General features: G+C 59.2%; 26 protein-coding genes and 2 tRNA genes. 7 read left to right on the top strand and 21 right to left on the bottom strand.

Annotation, left to right across the window (positions count from 1 at the left end):
* Positions 1-227: 227 nt before the first annotated feature.
* From NFR47_RS03845 to thiL, 7 genes are all read right to left on the bottom strand, one after another.
* Positions 228-755, bottom strand: coding sequence for a PH domain-containing protein (locus NFR47_RS03845; protein WP_251214268.1), 528 nt, complete (start codon positions 753-755; stop codon positions 228-230).
* Positions 756-759: 4 nt separating this feature from the next.
* Complete coding sequence (locus tag NFR47_RS03850; RefSeq protein WP_251214269.1) at positions 760-1464, bottom strand: 2-C-methyl-D-erythritol 4-phosphate cytidylyltransferase; 705 nt, start codon at positions 1462-1464, stop codon at positions 760-762.
* Between the two features lie 4 nt (positions 1465-1468).
* Entirely contained in the window at positions 1469-2773 is a 1305-nt protein-coding gene (locus tag NFR47_RS03855) for a M23 family metallopeptidase (protein WP_251214270.1), read from the bottom strand.
* A gap of 133 nt (positions 2774-2906) precedes the next feature.
* Entirely contained in the window at positions 2907-3347 is a 441-nt protein-coding gene (gene rplI, locus NFR47_RS03860; RefSeq protein WP_251214271.1) for a 50S ribosomal protein L9, read from the bottom strand.
* A gap of 18 nt (positions 3348-3365) precedes the next feature.
* A complete protein-coding gene (rpsR, locus tag NFR47_RS03865) occupies positions 3366-3644 on the bottom strand; it encodes a 30S ribosomal protein S18 (RefSeq protein WP_018694586.1) in 279 nt (92 codons plus the stop codon).
* Positions 3645-3647: 3 nt separating this feature from the next.
* Positions 3648-3989: a 30S ribosomal protein S6 gene (rpsF, locus tag NFR47_RS03870; RefSeq protein WP_251214272.1), complete on the bottom strand. Its 342-nt coding sequence runs from the start codon at positions 3987-3989 to the stop codon at positions 3648-3650.
* Positions 3990-4205: 216 nt separating this feature from the next.
* The gene (gene thiL, locus NFR47_RS03875) at positions 4206-5249 is read right to left on the bottom strand and encodes a thiamine-phosphate kinase (protein ID WP_251214273.1); all 1044 of its coding nucleotides are present in this window, start codon (positions 5247-5249) and stop codon (positions 4206-4208) included.
* Positions 5250-5335: 86 nt separating this feature from the next.
* On the opposite strand from thiL, the gene NFR47_RS03880 reads away from it, so the two are divergent.
* Complete coding sequence (locus tag NFR47_RS03880; RefSeq protein WP_251214274.1) at positions 5336-5914, top strand: adenylate kinase; 579 nt, start codon at positions 5336-5338, stop codon at positions 5912-5914.
* Between the two features lie 270 nt (positions 5915-6184).
* Here the strand turns inward: NFR47_RS03880 and NFR47_RS03885 are convergent, their stop codons facing one another.
* The 6 genes from NFR47_RS03885 to NFR47_RS03910 all read right to left on the bottom strand — a co-directional run bounded on the left by NFR47_RS03885 (position 6185) and on the right by NFR47_RS03910 (position 10981).
* Positions 6185-7498 carry an acetylxylan esterase gene (locus NFR47_RS03885; RefSeq protein WP_251214275.1) on the bottom strand — a complete coding sequence of 438 codons (1314 nt, stop codon included), beginning with the start codon at positions 7496-7498 and terminating at the stop codon, positions 6185-6187.
* Positions 7499-7587: 89 nt separating this feature from the next.
* Entirely contained in the window at positions 7588-7839 is a 252-nt protein-coding gene (rpsT, locus tag NFR47_RS03890; protein WP_251214276.1) for a 30S ribosomal protein S20, read from the bottom strand.
* Positions 7840-7873: 34 nt separating this feature from the next.
* Positions 7874-7945 (bottom strand) — tRNA-Glu (locus NFR47_RS03895).
* A gap of 99 nt (positions 7946-8044) precedes the next feature.
* Positions 8045-8809 (bottom strand): ABC transporter ATP-binding protein, encoded by a 765-nt coding sequence (locus NFR47_RS03900; protein WP_251214277.1) that lies wholly within the window; start codon positions 8807-8809, stop codon positions 8045-8047.
* Positions 8806-9810, bottom strand: a complete 1005-nt coding sequence (locus tag NFR47_RS03905; protein WP_251214278.1) for a FecCD family ABC transporter permease — start codon at positions 9808-9810, stop codon at positions 8806-8808. Before NFR47_RS03905 ends, NFR47_RS03900 begins: the two co-directional genes overlap by 4 nt.
* A 1-nt stretch (position 9811) precedes the next feature.
* Positions 9812-10981, bottom strand: a complete 1170-nt coding sequence (locus NFR47_RS03910; protein WP_251214279.1) for an ABC transporter substrate-binding protein — start codon at positions 10979-10981, stop codon at positions 9812-9814.
* 92 nt (positions 10982-11073) lie between these two features.
* On the opposite strand from NFR47_RS03910, the gene NFR47_RS03915 reads away from it, so the two are divergent.
* From NFR47_RS03915 to NFR47_RS03930, 4 genes are all read left to right on the top strand, one after another.
* Positions 11074-11148 (top strand) — tRNA-Pro (locus NFR47_RS03915).
* 126 nt (positions 11149-11274) lie between these two features.
* On the top strand, positions 11275-12495 hold the full coding sequence (locus NFR47_RS03920) for a site-specific integrase (RefSeq protein ID WP_251214280.1): 1221 nt from the start codon (positions 11275-11277) through the stop codon (positions 12493-12495).
* Positions 12496-12669: 174 nt separating this feature from the next.
* A complete protein-coding gene (locus tag NFR47_RS03925; protein ID WP_251214281.1) occupies positions 12670-13602 on the top strand; it encodes a hypothetical protein in 933 nt (310 codons plus the stop codon).
* Positions 13603-13923: 321 nt separating this feature from the next.
* Positions 13924-14277 (top strand): hypothetical protein, encoded by a 354-nt coding sequence (locus tag NFR47_RS03930; protein ID WP_251214282.1) that lies wholly within the window; start codon positions 13924-13926, stop codon positions 14275-14277.
* On the opposite strand, the gene NFR47_RS03935 is transcribed toward NFR47_RS03930, so the two are convergent.
* The 8 genes from NFR47_RS03935 to NFR47_RS03970 all read right to left on the bottom strand — a co-directional run bounded on the left by NFR47_RS03935 (position 14257) and on the right by NFR47_RS03970 (position 22908).
* Positions 14257-14901 (bottom strand): hypothetical protein, encoded by a 645-nt coding sequence (locus NFR47_RS03935; RefSeq protein WP_251214283.1) that lies wholly within the window; start codon positions 14899-14901, stop codon positions 14257-14259. The genes NFR47_RS03930 and NFR47_RS03935 overlap by 21 nt on opposite strands.
* Entirely contained in the window at positions 14898-15893 is a 996-nt protein-coding gene (locus NFR47_RS03940; protein ID WP_251214284.1) for a virulence RhuM family protein, read from the bottom strand. Before NFR47_RS03940 ends, NFR47_RS03935 begins: the two co-directional genes overlap by 4 nt.
* 13 nt (positions 15894-15906) lie before the next feature.
* Positions 15907-17031 (bottom strand): site-specific integrase, encoded by a 1125-nt coding sequence (locus tag NFR47_RS03945; RefSeq protein ID WP_251214285.1) that lies wholly within the window; start codon positions 17029-17031, stop codon positions 15907-15909.
* 278 nt (positions 17032-17309) lie between these two features.
* Positions 17310-18662, bottom strand: a complete 1353-nt coding sequence (gene mnmE / locus NFR47_RS03950) for a tRNA uridine-5-carboxymethylaminomethyl(34) synthesis GTPase MnmE (RefSeq protein WP_251214286.1) — start codon at positions 18660-18662, stop codon at positions 17310-17312.
* A 2-nt stretch (positions 18663-18664) separates the two neighbouring features.
* The gene (locus NFR47_RS03955) at positions 18665-20050 is read right to left on the bottom strand and encodes a lytic transglycosylase domain-containing protein (RefSeq protein ID WP_251214287.1); all 1386 of its coding nucleotides are present in this window, start codon (positions 20048-20050) and stop codon (positions 18665-18667) included.
* Between the two features lie 2 nt (positions 20051-20052).
* Complete coding sequence (locus NFR47_RS03960) at positions 20053-21246, bottom strand: DUF5683 domain-containing protein (protein ID WP_251214288.1); 1194 nt, start codon at positions 21244-21246, stop codon at positions 20053-20055.
* Between the two features lie 4 nt (positions 21247-21250).
* On the bottom strand, positions 21251-22123 hold the full coding sequence (locus NFR47_RS03965) for a ParB/RepB/Spo0J family partition protein (RefSeq protein WP_251214289.1): 873 nt from the start codon (positions 22121-22123) through the stop codon (positions 21251-21253).
* Between the two features lie 17 nt (positions 22124-22140).
* Complete coding sequence (locus NFR47_RS03970; protein WP_251214290.1) at positions 22141-22908, bottom strand: ParA family protein; 768 nt, start codon at positions 22906-22908, stop codon at positions 22141-22143.
* A gap of 191 nt (positions 22909-23099) precedes the next feature.
* Here NFR47_RS03970 and NFR47_RS03975 point away from each other — a divergent pair, with 191 nt between their 5' ends.
* Positions 23100-23969 (top strand): CPBP family intramembrane glutamic endopeptidase, encoded by an 870-nt coding sequence (locus tag NFR47_RS03975; protein ID WP_251214291.1) that lies wholly within the window; start codon positions 23100-23102, stop codon positions 23967-23969.
* 59 nt (positions 23970-24028) lie between these two features.
* Positions 24029-24928, top strand: a complete 900-nt coding sequence (locus NFR47_RS03980) for a hypothetical protein (protein ID WP_321571061.1) — start codon at positions 24029-24031, stop codon at positions 24926-24928.
* The last annotated feature ends 20 nt before the right edge of the window (positions 24929-24948 follow it).

Consider the following 24948-nt stretch of genomic DNA (forward strand, 5'->3'; position numbering starts at 1 on the left):
CCTGCCTGAAAAGGAACGTTTCAACTGTTTGCTAAAACGTTTCAACAACAACACTGCCAGCGGATTGCTGAATCTGCCGGACCACGCTGGCGCGCACCTTTTCGGCGAGCCGCCGGCAGACCGAAGCCGTTCGGACCTGCCGGGGCAGGAAAAGGGGCTTGAATGAACCGTAGCCCATGCCATTCCGGGTCGGAGGCTGTTTTTTATCGGATGGAAAGCCGGGACGCCTATTCGTCCTCATCGTCGTCTACGGGGCGGTTGCCGCCGGGAGGGGTCAGCTCGGCCACCAGGCGGTCGGCGTCGCTGCACGACACGTAGAGCTTGTCTTCGTAGATGTCGACGATTTCCACGAAATTGCGCCATTCCGTGGCGTAGACCCGCACCCGCTCGAAGCGCCGCAGGTCGATGAAATGGCCGTAGTAGCCGAAGAAGCCGAAACCGCCGAACACGGGCACTATCCACTTCATGTGAGCTGCGCTGACCTTGCGCACAGCCGCGATTTCGCTGCGGTTTATTTCGGTGATGTCCAGCAGGCAGCGCACCTGGACCGACTGGTCGGTGACGACGATTTTGCGCGGAATCGAAAGGGCCATCAACGCAATCAGCGCCACGATGAACGACGTGAACCACGCCGAGAGGTAACCTCCCTCGTAGAGATAGAACAGACCGCCGCCCAGCAGGGCGAAGACGATCCAGTAGACGAGCGTCCAATAGAGCGTGTTGCGGTCGAAACGGTATTTGTAGGTGCTTTGCATGGTGCTATTTTTCGGGCAGTCGTTCGTAGGCGTTCTCTTCGCGGGCCGCCAGCAGGGCTTCGGCCACGGCGAAATCTTCGGGGGTCGTAATCTTGAGGTTCTGCCGCTCCCCGTCGCACAGACAGATGCTGTGCCCCGCCGTTTCGACCACCGACGCGTCGTCGGTGAACTCCGGTCGGTAGTCGGCGCCGTAGGCTTCGCGCAGCAGTCCCGCGCGGAAAATCTGCGGCGTCTGGACGATGCGCAGGCGGCGGCGGTCGACGGCGTGCGAGACGGTGCCGTCCGTCTGGCGGTAAGAATCGGCAGGCTCGACAACCGGAACGGCGGTGCCGTGCTCTGCGGCCGCGGCGGCCGTGCGGCGGATGAGCTTGGACGAAGCGAGGGGCCGCACCCCGTCCTGCACGGCGATCAGCCCGACGTCGTCCGGGAGCGCCGCGAGCCCGTTGCGGACGGAGAAAAACCGCTCCTCTCCGCCCTCGGCGACGGTGTGGGGCGCCACGTCGAAACGCGCGCACAGGTTGTGCCAAAACTCGATATGGGCGGCAGGAAGCACCACGACGATGGGAGCCCCCGGCAACGCCTTGGCGAAGCTGCCTATCGTGCGGGCCAACACGGGCTCACCGCCGAGCAGCGCGAACTGCTTGGGGATGCGGCCGCCGAAACGCGTTCCGGCACCTCCCGCCACGATGATGACCCCGACCCGCTCCATGGCGCTATTTCTTGGGTTCTGCGGCCGCTCCGGCGGGCTGTGCAGGCGGCACGGGAGCCGGGATGACGATAGAATCGAGCTGTGTGATGCGCTCCTCCTCGGGAAGCTCGCCGTTCAACTCGGCGAGAATCCGGTCGCGGACGAACTCGAACGCCGCACGGTTTTTCTTGGCGATGGGCTCGGCGGGCTTCTGGGGAATCTTCAGCGGGTCGATGGGGGTGCCGTTGCGCCAGATGCGGTAGTCGAGGTGGGGCCCGGTCGAGGTGCCTGTGGACCCGACGTAACCGATGAGCTGGCCCTGCGACACGCGCTTGCCCTGCGAAATACCCTTGGCGTAACCGCTCAGGTGGAGATAACCCGTGACGAGGTTGCCTGCATGCTTGATTTTGAGGGTGTTGCCACCGCCGCCGCCCCAGCCTTTGAACGTCACCACGCCGTCGGCCACGGCATGGACGGGCGTACCCTTGGGTGCGGCGTAGTCGACGCCCGTGTGGGGACGGTAGACCTTGTAAACCGGGTGCTTGCGGGCGTAGGAGAACTTGGAACTGATGCGCGTGTATTTGAGCGGCGCCTTGAGCAGCTGCTTGCGCAGGCTGGTGCCGTCCAACTCCCAATACTGGATTTTACCGCCCTGGCGGAACGGAATGGCGTAATACTCCTTGCCGCCCTGCGTGAACTTGGCGCCCCAGATGCGGTCGACGCCAGCCGACACGGTGTCGTCGATGAACCGCTCGTCGTAGATGACTGTGAAGCTGTCGCCCTTCTGGATGCCGAAGAAATCGACGGTCCACTGGTAGATGTTCTCCATCTCGGCGGCGAGCGAATAGGGGAGGTTCTGCTCCATGATGGAACCCCACAGCGACGACGAAATGACGGCCGAACGCTGCGTGCGGCGCAGGGTCGTGGACTTGGTGTCCTTGCGGATCGAAACGGAGTCGCCGTCGTGGAATCCGAAGACCACGTAATTGGTCCGGTCGGTTTCGTAGACGAGGTAATCGAGGTGCGGGGCGTAGAGCGAATCTTCGTGGATGAAGACCGTGTACCTGTGGCCCGCCCGGATGTTGCGCAGCGGGAAAATCTCTTTCGCCGAGCGGTCGAGCCGGTCGATCTGGCGCACCGTGATGCCGTAGTTGTTGAGGATTTTGCTGAGGGTCTCTCCCTTGCCGATTTCGCCCGTTTCGAGGCGGTAGGCGTCGGCGTCGATGCCGTAGACGATGTTGCGTTGGGTCTCCGCATCCGAGGCAGTGCGGCCGCAGGCTCCGGCCGTCAGGGCCAGCAGAGCCGCGAGGTATATTCGGAGTGTTTTCATACTTGCAGGCAAAGGTAGTAATTAAAAACGAAGAATGAAAGTTCGGAGCCGCCTGCGCGTGCTTTTCGTGGCCAACGAAAAAACGCCCCGGACGAATCCGGAGCGCTTTTCACTTGCGAATCAGGCGCGAAACCTATTCAGCGGCCGAAACCGAGAATTTGATGACGGCCTTGACCTCCTTGTGGAGGCGGGCCGAAGCCTCGTACTCGCCGACGGTCTTGATGGTCTCGACGCTGATGACCTTGCGGTCGAGCTCGATGCCTTTGGCGGCGAGCGCCTCGGCCAGGTCGGCGGCCGTGACGGTACCGAAGAGCTTGCCCTCCTCGGCCTTGACGCTCAGCGACAGCGAGAGGTTGCCGATGGTCTGGGCCAAAGCCTGTGCGTCGGCCAGAATCTTGGCGTCCTTGTGAGCGCGCTGGCGCAGGTTCTCGGCGAGCACCTTCTTGGCCGAAGCCGTAGCGGCGGTGGCCAGACCCTGCGGAATGAGGTAATTATTTGCGTAACCGGGCTTGACGTTGACGATGTCGTTGGCGTAGCCCAGATTCTCCATATCCTTCTTCAGAATGACTTCCATGTGCTTGTCCTCCTTAAATTATTTCATGCAATCGGTTACGAAGGGCAGAATGGCGAGGTGACGGGCGCGCTTGACGGCCTGGGCCACCTTCTTCTGGAACTTCTGCGAAGTACCGGTCAGACGGCGGGGCAGAATCTTGCCCTGCTCGTTGAGGAACTTCTTGAGGAACTCGCCGTCCTTGTAATCGACGTACTTGATGCCGAGCTTCTTGAAACGGCAGTATTTCTTCTTCTTGACGTCTACCGAAACGGGGTTCAGGTAGCGGATTTCGGACTGTGCTTTATTCTCCTGTGCCATGGCTTACTCCTGTTTGTTAGTGGTTTTAGCACGACGTTTCTCCGAGTACTCGACGGCGTACTTGTCCTGCTTGAAAGTCAGAAAACGGATCACCCGCTCGTCGCGGCGATACTGCGTTTCGAGGGTGTTGATGAGCGTGCCCTCGCCCGTGAACTCCACGAGGAAGTAGAAACCGGTGGTCTTCTTCTGAATGGGGTAGGCCAGCTTCTTGAGGCCCCACGACTCCTTGTTCACAATCTGACCGCCGTTCTCGGTGATGACACCCTGGAATTTGTCGGCCACCTCCTGCACCTGCTGTTCGGACAGAACCGGCGTGACAATGAAAACGGTTTCGTAATTGTTCATAATACGTTGAATTAAAAAGTTATCCCCTTTTCGGGCTGGCAAAGATAGGAATAAATAAATTAAAAATGAAAAATTAAGAATTAAAAATGTCGGTCGGACAATGCGAAGCGACGGACGGATCATGTGCGGGGACCGGGATTCCCTGCAAGGAGAAAGCAAGCAAGTGCAGGCGCTTTCTGCCTTCGGCAGGTCTCCGGCTTCCCCGGAATCGCATTTTTAATTCCGTTGCTCGGGAAATCCCTGCGCCTTGAGCCGGATGTCCTGCCCGTCGGGCGTGACGAGGAAGCACCCGGTGGATTCGGGTGTGATGTGGCCGATGACGTCGACCAGCCCCAGCCGCATGACCTGCTCCTGCATGGAGAGCGGCACGGTGAAGAGCAGTTCGTAGTCCTCGCCGCCGTGGAGCGCCGCGACGACCGGGTCGGAGTGCATCTCCTCGGCCAGGGCCGTGGTCTGTTTGGCGATGGGAATCCGCTCCAGGTAGATGCGGGCGCCGCATTTCGAGGAGCGGCAGAGCTGTAGCAGATCGCTCGAAAGCCCGTCCGAAAGGTCGATCATTGCCGTGGGCACGATTTTCTCCTCGGCCAGGGCGGCCAGGATGTCGGTGCGCGGGCGGGGCTTGAGGTATTTTTCCAACAGATATTCGTAGCCTGCGAATTGGGGCTCGGGGTTGTCCACGCCGGCAAGAACCCGCTTTTCGCGTTCGAGGAGCTGCAACCCCATATAAGCCGCTCCGACGTTGCCCGTCAGACAGATAAGGTCGTTCTGCTGTGCACCGCCGCGCCCGACGATGCGTTCCTCGGGTGCGTGGCCCACGGCTGTGACGCTGATGACCAGCCCCGTCATCGAAGCCCGCGTATCGCCGCCGACCACGTCGACGCCCAACTCCTTGCAGGCGAAACCGATGCCCTCGTAGAGGTCGTCCAGCGCCTCGACGGGCAGCTTGGCCGAAACGCCGAGCGAGACGAGCAGCTGCGACGGGGTGGCGTTCATGGCGAGAATGTCGCTCACGGCGGCCGTCACGACCTTGTAACCCAAGTGCTTGAGCGGGAAATAGGTGAGGTCGAAGTCGACCCCCTCGAAAAACGAATCGGTCGAAAGAACCGTCCGCTCGCCGGACGGCGGAGCGAGCACCGCGCTGTCGTCGCCCGCACCGCGCAGGGTCGAAGCGTTGGAGGGTGCGAAGCGGGCGGTGAGCCGGTCGATCAGTCCGAATTCGCCCAATTCGGCGATTTCGTTGCGTTTTTTCTGCGCTGCCATTCCTTAAAATTTTTACAAAACTAACGAATCTTTCCATTTTCCCAAAAATTTGACGTACTTTTGTCGGGTCAAAAAAGGTATTGGCTATGATAAATATCGTCTTGTTCGGCGCTCCGGGCTGCGGCAAGGGAACGCAGGCCCAACGGCTCAAAGCGCACTACGGCATCGACCATGTTTCGACCGGCGAGGTCATCCGCGAACACATCCGCCGCGGCACGGAGCTGGGCCGCAGCATGGAATCGTGTATCGCCCAGGGCAAGCTGGCACCCGATGAACTGGTGATCGGAATGATCGAGGAATATGTGGCTTCGCACAAGGAGGCGAAAGGCTGCATTTTTGACGGATTCCCGCGCACGACGGTGCAGGCCGAGGCGTTCGACCGGATTCTGGAGAAGCATGGACTGAAGGTCGACATCATGGTGGATATCCATGTGCCGGAGGAGGAGCTGATACGCCGTATCCTGCTGCGCGGCAAGGATTCGGGCCGTGCCGACGACGCGTCGGAAGAAGTGGTCCGGGGACGGCTGGAGGTCTACCACCAGCAGACCGCCGTGGTGTCGGACTACTATGCGGCGCAGGGCAAATATGCGTCGGTCAACGGCACGGGCACGATGGACGAGGTGTTCGCCCGCGTGGCGACCGTCATCGACGGGCTGGAGAAATAGATAGAGTTTATCCGCGAAGATAAAGGTCCCGAAAATTCGGGACCTTTTTTGTCGGCTGGTTTTGTTGGCTGGCGGGGGCGTTGGGTTATTTTCATCTGCGGCGGCTGGGGCCGACGCATCTTCGATGCGGGCCGCCGCAGATGGCAACGCAAGCGGCAGTCTCTGCCCTCGCTGAACCGCAAAGTGTTTGACTTTGCTTGCGCTCGGCATAGCCTGCAAGCAGTCTCTGCCCTTGCTTAACCGCAAAGTTCACCTGTCACTTTCCATCTTTCACTTTGTTAAGTGTCGTTTGATCCACTCCAGCTGGTTGCGGCCGGTGGCTTCCGAAGTCCAGTGCTCGTTGACAGGAGTGAGCAGGGCCTCTTTGGGGCACGACAGCACGTTGTAGACCGCGTAGCTGGTGGTCGGCGGGCAGGTGTCGTCGTTGTAGCCCCAGGTCATGTAGACGGGCACCCGAATCAGCCGGGCGAAATTGACGACGTCGTAATAAGCCATCGTGCGCAGCTTGTCGGGCGTGTCCATCCCCGGGATTTTGGAGAAATGGGGGTAGCCGTCGCCCTCGCCGAGTTTGAAGCGGGCCATGTCGCTCAGGGCCGGATGGTTGGCCACGCAGGCCGTAATGCGCAGGTCGAGCGCGGTGGCGATGAGCGCCAGTGCACCGCCCTGACTGCCGCCCTGGGCAATCATGTTCCGGCCGTCCCATTCGGGCAGCGAAGCGAGCAGGTCGGCCGCACGCACGCAGGCGAGGTAGACGCGCTTCATGTAGTAGTTGTCGCGGTTGTCGAGCCCGTTGGTCAGATAGCCGTTGCTGCGGCCGTTGAAAGCGGCGCTGATTTCGCGGAAACGCTCCTCGGGCAGGTCGGGGTGCAGGCCGTGGATCTCGAACTCGAACCGGATGCAGCCCTGCTCGGCGTAGTACTTATGGCGCAGGGGTTCCTTGATGGTCTTGATGCCAGCGCCCGGCGGCACGAGCACGGCAGGGCAGCTCCCGGGCCGGGCGTCCTTGGGCATGAACAGATAACCGTAGATGCTCTGTCCCTGCTTGTTGAGCTGCAATTTGACGAGGTAGCAGTCGATTTTGTCGGTGCAGTATTTTTCCGCCCGCTCTTTCGTATAGCGCAGGGGGAAAGCGGCGGCTTCCTCCTTGCTGCGCTCCCAGAACTCACGGAAATCGGCGGGCATGGCGGTATAGGGTTCGATTTTCTCGGGCGAGAACCCGACCTTGACATGGTGCCGGGTGGTCTGCCCGCCGACGGTGGCCGAAAGGCGGCAGTCGCGGAACCCGGGGCGCTTCATGGTGCCGACGGGGATGGCCGCCCGGCCGTTTTTGAGCACGACGCTGCCTTTTGTGTCGGCGGGCATCAGGTCGCCGCCCAGTTCGTAATGGACGGTGATGCCGTCCTGCGGAATGCCGTAGCGATAGAGCTGTACCTCGATGACGGCCTTTTCGCCCGTGCGGTAGAGCCAGTCGGCATGGTCGGGTTGTGCGACCCACAGCACGTCGCTGCGGTAGGGATAATTCTCGGCCTGCAATCCGAGCGGCAGGCAGAGGAGCGAAAGAAGCAATAGCAAATGTTGTTTCATAGGGTCGGGTGTTTCGGTTGGGGTTGAGGGACGATACGAAAAGAGCCGCTCTGCGAGAGAACGGCTCCTGTGGAACTGAACGGCTGCTGCTACAAGGCGTTCACATGCAGCTGCAAAGCGCTCTTGAGGTTGGCGGCCTTGTTCTTGTGCATGATGTTGTGCTTGGCGAGCTTGTCGAGCATCGAGGTGACCTTCGGAAGCAGGGCCTCGGCAGCGCTCTTCTCGGACGTCGTGCGCAGGGCCTTCACGGCGTTGCGGGCCGTCTTGTGGAACAGACGGTTGTGGGCCCGCTTGGTTGCGGTCTGACGAATCCGTTTCTTCGATGACTTATGGTTTGCCATAATCCGTATAATTTTATTTTTTTGACTTCTTGAGTAGCCCATAGCAGAATCGAACTGCTCTTTCAAGAATGAAAATCTTGCGTCCTAACCGATAGACGAATGGGCCTTTACCGCTATTTCCCGCCGTGTCGGAAGTACTTTAGCGGTGCAAAGGTAACTAAAAAAGTGAATCGACCAAAGAAAACGACGAAAAATGTTGCGAAAACTATGGTTCGTCGGTGCGAATCCGTCCGCAGAGGGGGTCGAAAGAGAGCCCGGCGCCTGCGAAAAGCCGCTCGATCAACCCGCTGGCGGCCATCTCGGCGGCGGGCAGATGGTGTAGGGCGGGGGTGTCGATGAGCAGCACTGAATCGCACAGCGAAAGGGCGATGTCGAGGTCGTGGGTCGAAAAGAGAATGCACTTGCCCTCGTCGTGGGCGAGCCGCCGGAGCAGCGACGCCAGCGCGTAGCGGTTGGGCAGGTCGAGGAACGCCGTGGGCTCGTCGAGGAGGATGACGGGGGTGTCCTGGGCCAGCGCCCGGGCGATCATGGCCCGCTGGCACTCGCCGTCGGAAAGGGTCTCCATCGGCTTGCGGGCGAGGTCGGCGATGCCGACCGTTTCGAGCGCGTGCCGGACGGCGGCCCGGTCGGTCTCCTGCATGCGGCCGAACCAATTGGTGTAGGGGGCGCGGCCGAGGGCGACCATGTCCTCGCAGGCGAGGTTGGCGATGCGGACCTTGTCGGTGGCGACGAACGAAACGGTGGACGCCAGCTGTCTGGGATTGAGCGCGGAAACCGGCGTGCCGCAGAGCCGGACCTCTCCGCCCTCAGCGGGCCGCAGCCCGGCGATGACCCGCAGCAACGAACTTTTTCCGGTGCCGTTGCGGCCGATGAAAGCGGTGAGCGATGCGCGCGGAATCTCGGCCGAAACCTCTTCGAGCAGCACGCGCGGCCCGTAGGCCAGCCGGATATGATGCAAGGAAATACTCATCCGAAGAAACTGCGGTTGCGAACGACGACGAGGATGACGACCGGAATGCCCATCAGCGCGGTGATGCTGTTGATGGGCAGGGCCAGCGTTTTGGCCAGCAGGTCGCAGCCGAGCAGCAACGATGCGCCTGCGAGCATCGAGGCGGGCATCAGCGTGCGGTGGTCGGCGCGGCGGAACAGCATGCGCGCGATGTGGGGAACGGCCAGCCCGACGAAGCCGACGGGACCGCAGAACGCGGTGACGGTGCCGGCGAGCAGGATGGTGGAGAGGAAAATCAAGGCCCGTGCGCGCGGGATATGGAGCCCCATGGTGCGTGCGTAATTTTCGCCTAAGAGCAGGAGGTCGAGGGGCTTGATGACGAGGACCGCGAGCACGAGCCCGACGCAGACGACGGGTGCGAGCAGGGCGAGCTGCGGCCCCGTGACGTCGCCGAGCGAGCCCATGGTCCAGACGACGAACGACTTGAGCGCGGCCTCGTTGGAGAGGTACTGCATGATTTCGACCACGGCGCCGATGCCCGAACCGAACATGATGCCGAGAATCAGAATCACCATGATGTCGTGGATGCGGCGGCTGACGGCCATGACGACGGCCAGCACGGCCGCCGACCCGAGCCAGGCCGCCCCGGCGACGCCGAGCGAGCGGACGGCCGAATGGCCCGCAATGCCCAGCAAAGGAGCGCCCAGGAGGAACAGCGCGACGCCGAGACTGGCCCCGGCGCTGACCCCGAGGACGTAGGGCCCGGCGAGCGGGTTGCGGAACAGGGTCTGCATCTGGAGCCCGGCCGCGGCGAGGGCGGCCCCGGCCAGCAAGGCGGTGACGGCTTTCAAGAGCCTGATGTTTAGCACGATATTGCGAACGGTAGAGTCGGATTCGGCACCTGTGAGCGCACCCCACACCTCGCCGGGCGACAGAGCGACCGACCCCACGGCGAGGTCGGCGGCGAAGAGTGCCGCGGTGGCGAGGGCGAGCAGGACGAAGACCAAGGCCGAACGGGACATGCTACCGGAGCTGCTTGTAATAGGTGAGTGTATCGCAACCGAGCGCGGGGTGGAAAATGGCGGCGAGGTCGCGGAGAATGAGGTCGGGGTGGGTGGCGCCCGATTCCCAGAAATCGGACCCTCCGGCGAAGGTCTGCCGACGGTTATTGTTGAAAACCTGTCTGTTGCGCACGACGGGCAGGTCGGCGAACTTCGGATTCTGCGCCTGGAGCTCGGCGAGCGAATTGCACCCGCCGACGTTGAGCCATACATCGGCGTCGGCCGCGAACAGATAAGCCTGCTCCATGTCGACGGGCCGCGAGGTGTTGCCGTCGTCGGAGACGGTGAAGGTGTCGCCCCCTGCATCGCGGATGAGCTGCACCATGTAATTGCGGGCGGGCGGCATGAACCACGTGTCGCGGTAGGGGGTATTGAGCAGCACTTTGGGGAGCGTGACGACGTCGGGATGCGCCTCGCCGACATGCGCGCGGACACGCTGTGCGACGGCGTTGTAACGCGCGGCGATGCCGTCGAAAACCTCCTTGCCGCGGTCGTGACAACCGCACAGCTCGGCGGCGACCATCAACCATTCGGCCTTGCCCAAAGGCGAGGGTTCGAGGTAATCACCTATATATATATAGGGAATCTTCAGCTCGCGGAGCTTGCCGGTCAGTACGCTGTTTTCGCCGTAGACGCCGTAGAGCAGAACGACATGGGGACGCATGGCGGCCAGCAACTCGAAATCGAGGTTGGTATCGTAGCCGATGTCGCGGACTTCGCCGCACAGACGATGCTCGCGGATGTAGGGGTTGGCGATGTAGTCGATGCCCGAAACGCCCTTGATGCGCCGGACCTCGCCGAGGGCGTCGAACAACGCCACGTGGCTGGAAGATAAGCAGACGACGCGCTGGACGGGAGCCTTGACTGCCTGCCCGTCGAACCCGGCGGGCACGGGGCTGTCGTCATGCAGAACGAGCAAATGCTGTTCCTCCTGCTCGGCGCCCTGCCACGGATTGCGGACGGTGACCAACGTGGTGCTGTCATGGGCGGTACCGCGGATGTCGAACCCCGTGGCGTAGGCGGGGGTATAGACTTCGCGGCAGAAATCGGCGGCGGAATAGTTTTTGCGGCCGCTGCATGCGGCGGCCGCGAGGGCCGCGAGGACTGCCAGGAATATCTTCTGTGCTTTCATCGACTTCAAAAGTAGAAAAAATTCCGCATAAATTGTTGTTTTCTCAAAAATATGCTATATTTGCAGTCCCAAACCGAAAGGTTTCGGGTAATCGGGGCGTAGCTCAGTCCGGTTAGAGTACACGTCTGGGGGGCGTGTGGTCGCTGGTTCGAATCCAGTCACCCCGACAACAGAAAAAGCACTGATAATCCAACGGTTATCGGTGCTTTTCTTTTTTATCCGCACCTGCCGAAAATGAGCGGTTGACGCCACGGTTGACGCGAAAAAGTCAACCAAGAAGTCAACCGAATCCGATGAAAACATCCGTTTCCGTCGTTTGTTACAGGTACAAGGTACTTGCAAACGGAGAATCTCCGCTGATGCTCCGCATTTCCAAAGAGGGCCGCCGCACGATGAAAAGTCTGGGCGTGTCGGTCGATCCCAAATTCTGGAATTTCGACACCAACCAACCCAAGCCCAATTGTCCGAATCGGGCGTTGATTCGTCAAATCGTACTGAAATACGAAACCGAATACAACGGCAAGATTCTGACGAAAGAGATCAACGAAGAAGAATTTACCCCGCAGACGATTGTAGCCGAACAAAAGGAGCGCATCAAGGTGCAGACCGTCGAGGAAGTCTACAAAACGATTATTGCTGAGTTGAAAGAACGGGGGAGTGTCGGCACTGCCTATGCCTATCTGAACTCCTACAACGTGTTGAAATCCTTTAATCGGGACAAACCGCTCAATTTCACGTTCAGCCGTATCGATGCCGATTATCTGGAACGATTCGAGGAGTGGATGCGGGCACGGGGGAATAAAGATACGTCGATGAGTTTTCAGATGCGCACTCTGCGGGCCGTGTTCAATCGGGCGATTAAGTCGAAAGCCGTTGCCCGCGAGAAGAACCCGTTCGCCGACTATAAGATTAGCCGATTCAACACCCGCACCCCGAAACGGGCTTTGAGCAAGGCGGATGTAATGAAAATCGTCGATGCGGATTGTACGGCGGAAAGCGATTTTTGCCGACTGGCGCAAAACGTCTTTACGTTCTCTTATTTGTGCGGGGGAATTTCATTCGTCGATGTGGCGAATCTGACACCCGATAATATCATAGACGGGCGGCTGTCGTACAAGCGCCAGAAGACACACGGGACGATCGATATTCCGCTGTCGGAAAAGGCGATGCGAATTGTAGACGGCTATGCCGAAGTCTGCGAACGGTCGGGCTATCTGTTTCCGATACTCGATTCGCGCAGGCATACGACGCCGATGCAGAAACGGAATCGGGTGCATAAAGTCTGCCACCAAGTCAATACCGAATTGCGCCGATTAGCCTGCAAGTTGAATATTTCGGGAGAGGTAACGACTTATGTTGCAAGGCATAGCTTTGCTACCGTATTGAAGAAATCGGGTGTAAATATCGGCATCATATCCGAGGCGTTGGGCCACCATAGTCTGAAAACCACACAGATTTATTTAGGGGCATTCGAGAATAGCCAAATCGGCGCGGCAATGGCCAATCTGTTATGACGAAAAATCGGACCGACTTTGTCGCGGGGTCTTAAAATAGCCCCTCTGTCAAAGTTGGTCCTACTCTTTTAAGGGATTATCCGTTTGCATCGGGTAGTCCCTTTTCTTTTTTCTGCGGTCGGTGGTTGCGGCGGAAAGCGGAATTTTGTAAATTCGTTGAAACAATTACCGCTTATGACCGAACTTGCAGGCTCGAAAGGCTGTTTGGCTACCGATACCCGCTCCTTACGGGAAATCGCTCCGTTGCTGGAAAACTATTTCGGCATTACGCTGGGTTACCTTACCAATGAAATCGAATCGAGTACAGGCAAACATGCCGCCAAAGCGATTCAAGAGGATCACAAGATATATTTGCCGACCAACCGTTTCGATTACGATGCTTATATGGAGTTGTTCGGAGAAACGCCCCTTTTGACCGACCGATTGCGGGAAGCCCTTTTATTCGTGGCTTACATCATTACTGACCGCAAATTCAACGAAGAAGATTTATACGAGCGCGGATATTGGGAAGATTGGAACACCTATAAAGGCGAATGGGCGAAACTGATGCTATTTATGGAGCATATGGAACAACGGGCATCCATTCCCGCCAAGAAAGATGAATTATCCCCGACCTCAATCACCCTCCGAGCCGACAATGGAATTGTAGAAAAGAGTACCATCCCGAATACCGATAACTGGTTGTTCCGTCTGATCCGAAAGGAACTCGCCGATTATTTCCCCGACATTCGGACCGCCGAGGAAGCACGGCAGGAATTGGACCGCCGCAAACCGTCGGCAGGAGCTAAGCGAATGAATGCTATCTATACGATTATCGAGTATGGAATCTATCGAATGCTTCATGAAGAAAACGCCATCCCCGAAAAGCCCGATATACCGAACGAACTATGTGCGTTGATTCACGACTTTACGCGACTGACAGGATGCTATCCGACCAATAAAGGATGGGACGGAAATTATAGTCCCGATTTGATTCGAGTAGGTTTGCAATATACGGGAAAAGTCGTGCGGAAGATCGGCGAAAAGCGCATACCGAAATTTCCACCAGTTAGCTTTGGAACAGTACATATTGTAACGGATAATATCGTTCGGAACGAACTTTTCTGACGCTCTTATATATAAGGGTGTAAGGGATGCTTCACGGCGTCCCTTTTTCGTGTTCGGACCGCACCCGTCTGCCATGTCATGACATCGTGACATGACATATCAACTGACAGATTTTCAGTAATTTTATGCGTTTTTGCAAGCCCTTTGACAGCAGACCTAATGAATAGGTCTGTTTTTGGGGGTTATTGTCTATTTTTCAAAGTCTGCCAAAGGTGGGATTTGTGTGAGTTTTCTGTTCGCAACCGAGTTGGAAATAGAATCGACGAGGTTGTGGGAAGAAGCCGATGCCCGTAGTAAAGTAGGCATAAAATTAAAAAAACAATGACTATTAAAAGTCAAATTAAACGGGCGAATCTCGCCTATTTGAAAGAAGCCGTCAAGAACGGCTACCGCATGAGCATTGTGCTTGAATATGACGGTAACTATTATTACCGAGTACGGGTGCACGAAGCGGATGCAACGGTCATGTTCCTGATGTACCTCAATGCCGAGGTTTATGCGACGGTACAGCGAATGCTGGGTTGTCAAACGATTCTATCCGTCGCAACTGGCCGATTCAATCTTTCGCACGCCGATAGTTTAGTTGCTTTTCGCGGAATGTCCGTGTTGAAAATGCGGATGCTCCATGCCTTGAATATCTTTTACAAGAATGTTTCACTTACCTATGCACGATAACAGAATGCTGACAGAAACCTTAAACATCGACAAGGGGCAATGGTCGGCGGGTGTCGGGTCGAAGCCAGTGCGGCTGCGCTGGGCGGCTCGGCGTTTCTCGGCTTGGGCCAGCAATTCCGCTTCGCGCTTCTTGCGCTGCGTCTCCTCCGTCTGCCGGTGACGGGTGTAGTCGGCGATTTCGGTAACGGTAGACCGGACTTCGGTAATACGGGTCAGCAGCTCGTCCGCAGGGGTGTCTGCCGGATAACGGGCGAAAAGATACTCGAACGTCTTGTCGATGCGGCGCTGCTCCTTGGCCGAGATGGAACCGTAGGCGAGCCGACGGTCGTACTCCTGCTTTTTGCCGGCGATGTATCGCCGCGCTTCGGCGGTGGATAGGTTGCGATGTTCGATTTCGCACTCCATGTAGTGCAGCGAAAAACGGTTGTCCTTGAACATTTCGGCAGCGAATGCCAGCCAGCTTACCACGCTGACCGCTCCGTACAGCACCCATGCGACCGCCTGCCATACATCGCCGAGCCATCGGCTCTTGGCATTTAATCGGGTGCGAATAGCTTGCAACCGCTCGCGGATTTTGCGGTTGGTGCGTCGGTGCGACATGCGTATGTATTCGATGTGGGTCATGGCTGTTTCTTGGCAGCTGCTTGCAGGTCGGCTTCGAGTTCGGCAAGACTTGCGCGGCGCTCCTCTTCACGTAAACGACCCTTGTAGGCATCGAGTTGTTGAGCTGCGATGCTTTCAGCTACCTTGTGGCTGATTTGCCCGGCATGTTCGAGCAGTTCGCGCCCGTTGATGACCAGAATATCGTTCAGCTTCTTGATCCAGTCGGCCATATACATGGGTATCTGCCGCCGCGCCTGACTTTCGGCGAAGGCGAGGTATTGTTCGACCAGCAGTCCGAGGTCTTTCATTTCGTCTTCGGTCAGGTAGTTCTTGGCGGTTGCGGCATCGGCTTTGGTAATGCGCCGCGGGTCGCTTTTGTCGCAGGAGGTCATGCCCATCATCGGCAGGCGGGCATCGGCGCGGCGGGCGACCAGTTCGGCGGCTGTCTGGCTGCTGATGGCCCACAGCAGTTTGTTCTGCACGATTTTGAAAAACTCGACCGTCTTTTCGGCTTTCGGGTCGTAGTCGATGCTCGTCGTGTAGATGTCCTTGACCTTTTGGTAGAACACCCGTTCCGAAAGGCGGATTTCGCGGATGCGCTCCTGCAACTCGTCGAAATAGTTCATCGACTTGCCCGACTTCATCCGTTCGTCGTTCAGCGCGAAGCCCTTGATGAGGTACTCGCGCAGCACCTGCGTCGCCCAGATGCGGAACTGCGTGCCTTGATGCGATTTCACGCGGTAGCCGACCGAAATAATCACGTCGAGGTTGTAGTAGTTCGTGTCGTAGCTTTTGCCGTCGGCGGCAGTTGTTGCAAAATTTGCAACAACTGAATTCTCGCTCAACTCGTGCTCCTCGAAAATGTTCTTCAAGTGGCGCGAAATCACGGATTTGTCTCTGTCGAACAGCGTTGCCATCTGGCCTTGGGTCAGCCAGACGGTCTCCTCGCCCATGCGGACGTCGATTTTGATGCTCCCGTCGGCCGAGCGGTATATCAGCATTTCGTTCTCCATAGCATAAAGATAGTTATAATTCCGGAATCCGGTTTACTGCTTCACGCTTCTTCGCATCCATAATCTGCGCATAGACCTGCGTCGTTTTCAGTTCGCGGTGGCCGAGGAGCTTCGACACGGTGTAGATTTCCGTGCCGAGCGAGAGTTGCAGCACGGCGAACGTGTGCCGTCCGCAGTGGAACGTAATGTGTTTCGTAATGCCCGCTTTCAGACACCACTCGCGCAGAGCGAGGTTGTGCCATGCGGAGTATTTCAGTCCGGCGAAGACCCGCTCGTCGGCCTTGCCGCGCTGGCCCATGTAGCGCACGGCTTGGCCGGTAATGTCGAGGTATTCCAGCCCTTTGGTCTTTTTCTGCCGGAAGACGATGCGAGTACCGCCGTCGAACTCCTGCACCTCGGCCCACGTCAGTTTGTTGATGTCGCTCCAGCGCATGCCGGTCAGGCACGAGAAGAGGAACGCGTCTTTCAGTACGGGATACGGACACGCCGTTTTGGCGAGGCGCTGCAACTCGTCGAAAGTCAGGTATTCGCGATGCACGTCCTCGACATGCGCGGGTTTGACCGACATGGCGGGCGAGTGGGGGATGATGCCGTCCTCGACCGCTTGGTTCAGCGCGGCTTTGAGTTTGAGGAAATAGCTGCTCTGGCTGTTCGTCGAAAGAGCTGTGCCGCTTTTGGTCTTGGCCTGCTTCGCCAGATAGGTCTTGAACCCCTCGACGAACTTTTTATCGACCATCTCGAACGTCGTATTCGTTCCGGCGTAGGCGATGAGGTGTTTCAGTGCGCTGTCCCAGTTGCCCCAGTTCCCCGGCGACTCCTTGCGCTGTTCGATCAGTCCCTTGATGTATTCGACGAGGTTGGTGCGAATTTTATATTTTACGGCGAAGCCATATTGCTCGTTCTGTTCGGCGAGCAGTCGTTTGGCCTTGACCTTCTCGGCCATTTCGAGGTTGACCTTGTTGTGGTCGCGCTCCAATTTGTTTTTCGGGTCGGTGTAGAGGTAGTATTCGAGAGTCTCGAATTTACGGCGATGCTTGATGCGCCCTTCATCGTCGCGGGTGTACCCGTAATAGTATTCCAGCACCAACGAGGTCTTGCCCGTCGAGCGCTGCGGTTTCTGTCGAATCTTAATTTCCATGCGGTCGAGGTTTTAGGTTCAATTTTTTGCAGGTTTTCTCCCTCGGCATAGCACGAACTGCGTTCGGCTCTGCGCTCGGCTTATCGAAAACGTGCCGTGCAAAGATAGAAAAATTTCTTTACACTTTTTTACACCTCGATTACTATGTGTTGTAAATAAGCGGCAAGTTTTACACCTCGAACGATAAAATGAAGTCGAAATAAAAGTCAGTTATTTGTTTATAAATAACTGAATATATGAATTTTATTTCGATATTTATTCGTATTTGTTTTATTGGGTTACTTTCCGATGCAGAACTTAGAGAAGATGTTGGAGAGGATGTTGTCGGGGATGATGGCGCCGATGCCGGTGATGGACGAGAGGGCGCGGATGACGGATCGGATTTCCTCGGCGAGGAGGTCGGAGGGGAGAGCGGATTGGAGCCCGAGGAGGGCGCGGTCGAGAGCGGCTGAAGCCTCGCTGAGAGCTTGGAAATGGCGGCTGTTGGAAACGACGGTATCGCCGTGGAAAAGCCCCTCGGTGTCGACGGCGCTGCGGAGCGCGCGGCATAACATGTCGGCCCCGGAGCCGCTGAGGGCGGAAATGCCGATAACGTTGTCGGGCAGAACGAGCGTCGGAGCGGCGTCGGTTTTGTTGATGACGGTGAGGAGGGTCTGGTCTTCGCGGAGCGGGAAATCGGGGGCGGGAATCGCCCCTTTAATGGTAGTTGCGTCGATCAGATGGATGACGATACGGGCTCGGGCGATGCTTGCGAGAGTGCGTTCGATGCCCATCTGTTCGAGCCGGTCGTCGGTGGTGCGGATGCCTGCCGTGTCGAGGAACCGGAACACCACGCCGTCGATGTTGGCCTGCTCCTCGATGACGTCGCGCGTGGTGCCTGCGATGTCGGAGACCAGCGCCCGGTCGTCGTGCAGCAGTCGGTTCAGCAGGGTGGATTTGCCTGCGTTGGGCGCTCCGGCGATGGCCACGGCGACCCCCTCTTTGAGGGCGTTGCCGAGCGAGAACGAATTGCGCAGCGTGTCGGTTTCGCGGCGGATGCTTTCCATCGTTCGGCGCAGTTCTTCGCGGTCGGCGAATTCGACGTCTTCTTCCGAAAAATCCAGCTCCAGCTCCAACAGCGACGCGAGGTCGAGCAATTTTTGGCGCAGGCCTTCGAGGGCGGCGGAGTAGCCGCCGCGCATCTGTCCGGTGGCGAGTGCATGGGCTGCACGCGACGAGGAGGCGATGAGGTCGGCGACCGCTTCGGCCTGCGACAAATCGAGTTTTCCGGCCAGGTAGGCGCGGATGGTGAACTCGCCGGGCTCGGCCATGCGGGCTCCGGCAGCTTGTGCGAGCCGCAGGATTTCGGAGACGATGTAGGCGGAGCCGTGGCAGGAAATTTCGACCGAATCCTCCCCGGTGTAGGAATGCGGCGCGCGGAAGACGGTAGCGAGCACGTCGTCGATGGTCCGTTCGCCGTCCATGATGCGTCCGTAGTGGACGGTGTAGCCCTGGGCTTGGGAAAGGGGAGCGGTTCCCCGGAACAGCCGGTCGCAGAGCGTCAGTGCATCGGGGCCGCTGAACCGGACGACGGCGATGGCTCCGCCCGCCGCGGTGGCCGGGGCGACGATGGTGGGCTCCCCGCGTGTCATGGTCAGCGCCGCTCGATGATGAGTTTCTGGCCGATGCGCAGCCTATTGGCGTTCTTGAGCTTGTTGGAACGCATGATTTGGGCCGTGGAAATGTGGTATTTGTGGGCGATGCCGCTGAGGGTTTCGCCGCTGCGGACCGTGTGGATGGTGTTGCCCATCTCCGCGCGCTTCTTGTCGATGTTGGCCGGGTTGATGTACTCCTTGAGGTAGGTGGAGTCCTTGGCCATGATTTCCTGCTCGTGGGCGATATACTGGGCCACCTTGCGCTGCGGCAGAACGAGCGTGTAGGTCTTGGTCGTGGCGGGGATGATGTCGAGCTTGTACTGCGGATTGAGCTGGCGCAGGGTTTCCATCGGGATGTCGATTGTCGACGCGATCTGTTCGAGGTGCATCAGGCGGTTGATGCGAATCGTGTCGACCGACAGCGGAATGGGGGCCGCTTCGGGCTCGATGCCGTGGTTGCGGTGGTAGGAATAGGCGTAGGAGGCGCCGATGAACGCCGGAACGTAGCCGCGGGTCTCGCGCGGCAGAAAGTCGTAGATGTCCCAGAACGAACGGCTCTCTCCGCCCGCACGGGCCAGCGCCTTGTTGACGTTGCCGGGACCGCAGTTGTAGGCCGCGATGGCCAGCGACCACTCCTTGTAGATGCGGTAGAGGTCTTTCAGATAGCGGCAGGCGGCCTTGGTCGAAAGGATGGGGTCGCAGCGTTCGTCGACCAGCGAATTGACTTCGAGCCCGTAGCTGCGTCCGGTGGAGGGCATGAACTGCCACAGCCCGGCGGCTCCGGCGTGGGAAATGGCCGTGGACGAAAGTCCCGATTCGATGATGGGCAGGGCGCGCAGTTCGACGGGCAGCCCTTCCTTGATGAGTTCGTCCTCGATGAGCGGGAAATAGTATTGCGACATGCCGAGGATGCGGCCGATGGTCGAACCTCCGGATGCGACGTAGCGGTTGATGTAGCTCCTCACGATGCTGTTGTAGGGGAGCTGGATGGGCGATGCGAGGGCCCGCAGGCGTCCGGTGTAGACCGAATCGGGGACGCTGCTTTCGGCGGGGAGCGAATCGACCAGCACATAGGTGTTGAAGAATTCGCGGAACGCCTCGCTGCGTTGCCGTTCGCGCCATTCGGCCACGAGCGAATCGACCTGCTCGGCGGAGAGCTCCGGAATCACGCAGGCGGGTTCGGGCTCCGGGGTGCTGTCGGCCGCGGTTTCGGCGGCCTGGGGAGTGCTTTGGGGCTGTACGGGTTCTTCGAGCTGCCATTCCTCGGCTCCGGTCTCGGTCTCGGCGGCCTGCGCAGCAGGGCGGAGGTTGCGCGGCTTGCGGTCGAGGGCGGAGGCCTGTGCGGCACACAGGCAGAACAGCAGCAGTACGGTCAGTCTTTTCATGATCAGAATTTAAGGCTCATGTTGAATCCGAAAACGGGTCGGTTGCCTCCGGCCCCGGGCACGTAGGCGTAGTCCACGAGCGGTTCGAGGTTCATGGAGAGGTCGTCCGAAATATCGTAGTCCTTCAGATGGGCGTCGACGTGGGCGTCGATGATCTGAAGCGCATAGAGCGCCCCCGTGATGATGATGCAGAGGTCGCGGTTGCGCCGGTAGTTGTTGCGCAGGTTGAGGATGAACGACGCCGAATAGCGGCCGTGGAACTCGTCGGTCGGGCCGTCGGGGTAGTTCTCGGGGTGGGCGTCGTAGTCGCTGATGAGGTTGTAGGCCTTCTTGAAACGCTGGTAGCCGCGGTTGTTCCAGTCGATGCAGTAAATCAGCGAGGCGAAGCCGCCCACGACGAAAGGCACCTTCCAGTAGCTTTTGTTGTAGATTTGTCCGGCGCCGGGGAAGATGCAGGCCAGCGTCGTGGCTTTCTTGACGTGCGAAACGTCGTTGGTGGAGTAGTTGACCGCCGCGTCGCCGATGAAATAGACGTAGGAGGCGATGGTAAGACCCAGGTACACCTGCCGCCGGGTGTTGCTGCGAATCATCTTCGATTGCAGGGCGTTGAGCTCGGGCGTGCGGCTCAGGCCCCGGTCGGTCAGCGCGTCGTACTGGCGTTTGAGCGGCCGGTAGGTGCTGTTTTCGTGGAAGAAAAGGGCCAGCCCCGTGCCGACGGTGCCGTAGAGGATGGGCAGTTTCCAATATTGTTTGTTGTAGACCTGGCCGTAGCCCGGCAGGACGGTCGAGAGCCAGCATACCTTGGAGAGCGACATGGAATCGCTCATGAACCACCCCTTGCGATAGGGACGGGCCGGGAGCCCGGCGGTATCGGTCTTTTCGGCGCCGGCTTCCGCGAACGCACCGCCCGATGCGATCCGTGCGGCGGCGATGGAATCGAGCGTGAACAGGTCGTCGGTGCGCAGTTCGGTCAGCCGGATCGAATCGGCCCGGAACTCGGCGTCGAACAGCGAATCGAGTTCGGCGGCAAAGGCCGCGTCGGCGAGCGAATCGGCCCTGAGCTTCAGCGAATCGGTCCGTGGCATCGTTCCTCCGCGCACGACGGTGCGGGCACCGCGGCGCAGCTGGGCGTCGGCGGGCGTCCACAGGGCCAGTGCGGCCAGCAGGAGGAGCAGTCGGAACCGGATTCGGGCCATGGGCTCAGGAGCGGGCGGAAAAACGTTCGATGAAACGCTCGATGTCCTTGTCGTCGGCGAATCCGATGGTAATCTTGCCGCCGCCGTTCTTCGAGCGCTTGATGGAAATCTCCTGCGAGAAGAATTTTTCGAGTTGCTCGACGAGCCGCGAATAGGTTTCGGGGTACTCCTCGTCGTCGGCATTGGCCGCGGCCGTGGCGGGCTGCTCGGTGAGCGCGCGGACGAGTTCTTCGGCCTGCCGTACCGAAAGGGCTTTCTTGACGCACTTTTTCAGCATGCGCACCTGCTCCTCGGCGGGGGCTCCGGCGATGGCCTTGGCGTGGCCCATGGAAATCAGCCCCTCCTTGAGTGCCAGCTGCACTTCGTCGGGGAGCTTCAGCAGCCGCAGGTAGTTGGAGACCGACGAACGCTTCTTGCCGACCTTTTCCGAAAGGGCGTCCTGCGTGAGGTGGCATTCGTCGATGAGCCGCTGCATGCCGAGGGCGATTTCGATGGCGTTGAGGTCCTGCCGCTGGATGTTCTCGACGAGGGCCATGGCGTGGAGATTTTCGTCGTCGACCTCGCGGATGTAGGCGGGCAGGGTCCGGAGGTCGGCACGCTGGGCCGCGCGCCAGCGGCGTTCGCCGCTGATGATGATATATTTGCCGTTGTCGGACTTCTTGACCGTGACGGGCTGGATGACGCCCAACTGGCGGATCGAATCGGCCAGTTCGTCGAGCGCCTCCTCGTCGAACTGCGTGCGCGGCTGCGTGGGGTTGGGGATGATGTCGGCAATGTCGATTTCGGCCATCCGGCTCATGGGCTTGACGCGGGCGTCGAGGGCGTCGGCGCCGAAGATGGCGTCCAGGCCGCGGCCCAATCCTTTTTGCTGTTTCATGGGGTTGCTATAACGTTTTAGCCGTTGTTCTTGTTGCGTTTGAGGAACTCGCGGGCCAGGCTGAGGTAGTTTTCCGAGCCGATGGCCGTGGCGTCGTACAGCATGACGGGCTTGCCGTGCGAGGGCGCCTCGCCCAACCGGATGTTGCGCTGGATGATGGTGTCGTAGGCCAGTTCGCCGAAGTGCTCGCGGACCTCGGTGACGACCTGGTTGTTGAGCCGGTTGCGCATGTACATGGTCAGCAGGAAGCCCTCGATGCGGAGCGCGGGGTTGAGCGAACCCTGCACCTTGCGGATGGTGGCCAGCAGCTTGGAGAGCCCTTCGAGCGCCAGGTACTCGCACTGCACGGGGATGAGCACCGTGTCGGCCGCGGTGAGGATGTTGACCGTCGTGTAGCCCAGCGAGGGCGAGCAGTCGATGAAGATGTAGTCGAAGCGGTCGCGGACCGAATCGACGATGCGCCTGAGCACGTGGTGGGCATCCTCCATCTTGGGCAGTTCGGCGTCGGCGGCCACCAGGTCGATGGACGAGGGCAGCAGCCAGAGGTTCTTCACGTCGGGGCTTTCGAGCAGCAGCTCGGAAGCCTGCCGGGCCCCCGAAATGCACTCGTAGATGCCTTCGAGGTTGATGTCGAAGCCCAGGCCCGAAGTGGCGTTGGCCTGCGGATCGGCGTCGAGCAGCAATACTTTCTGCCCCAGGAGGGCCAGCGAAGCCGCCAGATTGATGGCCGTGGTGGTCTTGCCCACACCGCCTTTCTGGTTGGCCAGTGCGATAACTTTTGCCATGTTGCAATGGGTTTATAAGCGGACAAATTTAATGAAATTAAATCGAAATCCGCAACCGTTGCCGAAAATTGATTACCTTTGTAGAAGATAAACTGCGCCGCGGCAAAAACCGAACAGGTTCGGAACTGCCCCCGGCCCGACTATCTTTGCAGGAAATCAAGGAAGTCGCAAAATTTCGTAACGCATTGCTTATGACTGACCAAAACCGACAGCCGGAGGCCGGAGGAGCCTTTCCGGTACTCGCTCCCAAGAAACGGTTTCCCGGTGTGGGCGATTTGTTCGCCATGCTGGGCATCGTGCTGGGCATGCAGGTCGTTGCCGGGGTCGTGCTGACCGTCGGATTTACCTTGGCGGGCTGGGTTCCCGGCCGGCTGAATCCTGCACAGCAGGGTATTTTCACCGCACTCGCCTATGTGCTGTCGATGCTCCCGGCCTATCTGGCCGTAATCTGGTATCGGCGTATGCGCGGGGGCGGCGGGCTGCTCGGGCGTTTTGCGGTCCGGGGGCTGAATCCCGTGTTGCTGCTGTGGGCGTTCGTCTTCATGATGGCGGCAGGCGTGGTCTGCGAACCGTTGCTTTCGTGGCTGCCGGCTCCGGGCGACCTCGATTACGGTACGGGTCTTTGGGCCGTGCTGACGCTGGTCGTGGCGGCTCCGGTGCTCGAAGAGCTGCTGTGCCGCGGGCTGGTGCTGGAGTCGCTGCGTACGCGTTTCGGCGTCGTGGCGGCGTGGTTGCTGTCGTCGCTCTTTTTCGGGGTGCTGCACCTCCAGCCCATGCTGGTGGTCAACGCCTTCATCATCGGACTGATTCTCGGCTATATTTATATGGTCACCGATTCGCTGTGGGCCTCGATGATTCTCCATGCGCTCAACAACGGCATCGCCTATCTGATGATGACGAGCGGGCGCGGCGACCTGCTGCTGACCGACATGATCGGCAACCGGACCCTCTACTGGAGTATCTATATAGGTGCGGCGGCCGTCACCCTCGTTTCGGGCTGGATGGTGTGGCGGACGCTGCGGCGGCTCAAGGACCGGGCGGAAAATCCGGTGTTGGAGTAATAAACGGGGCTTTCCGGCGTTAATGTTTGGGAAAAAGCCTATTTTTGCAACTTGAAACTATGATGAATTGGCGTAAGAAGATAGGGATTGCCGCCGGGCTGCTGGCGCTGGCGGCGTGTCAGGAACTGCCTGCCTACCTGAACAAGGACACCTTGCTCGCGCGTGCCGGGGGCAAGGAACTGCGGCAGAGCAACGTGCAGTCGGTGGTTCCCGCGGGGGTCACGGGCGACGACAGCGTGGCGTTTCTGGAGGTCTATGTGGATCGGTGGGTGCGCAAGCAGCTCAAAATCAAGGAGGCCGAAGTGCTCTTTTCCTCCTCGGTCGAGGACATCGACCGGATGGTCGAGGAATACCGGCAGGCACTGCTGATCCGCAAGCTGGAACAGCACTACGTCGACAACGGGGTCGATACGACTTTCACCGACGACGAAATCGCGGCCTATTACAATTCGCACAAGGGCGATTTCAAGCTGGAACACCCGGTGGTCAAGGGACGCATCGTCCGCTTCCCCGAGAACTTCCGGCAGGCCCGCCGCCTGCGCGAGGCGATGGCTTCGCCGTCCGATGCCGACCAGCGCGACTTCACGGCTTTCTGCCGTAAGAACGGGCTTATGGTCAACGACTTCCGCGACCGCTGGACCGACTTTTCGGAGTTTCTGAGCTACCTGCCCACGCTCAAGTCGCAGAACTACAATTCGATGCTCTCCTCGTCGTCGGTGCAGGAGATGCGCGACAACAATTCGCACTATTATTTCCGCATCGTCGACGTCCGGCGCCCGGGCGACCCCATTCCGCTGGAGCGGCTGCGGCCCACGATTCGCCGCATTCTGTTCAACCAGCGGCAGGGCGAGACCATCCGCCGCCAGGAGGAGGACCTCTACAACCGTTCGCTCGAAAGCGGCGAGGTGGAGATTTACGGGCGTCAGAAACCCGAGGACGAAGCGGCGGAGAACGAATAGAGAATATGGCCTTTTCGATA

The sequence above is a fragment of the Alistipes muris genome (assembly GCF_943193205.1).
Classification (GTDB): Bacteria; Bacteroidota; Bacteroidia; order Bacteroidales; family Rikenellaceae; genus Alistipes; species Alistipes muris.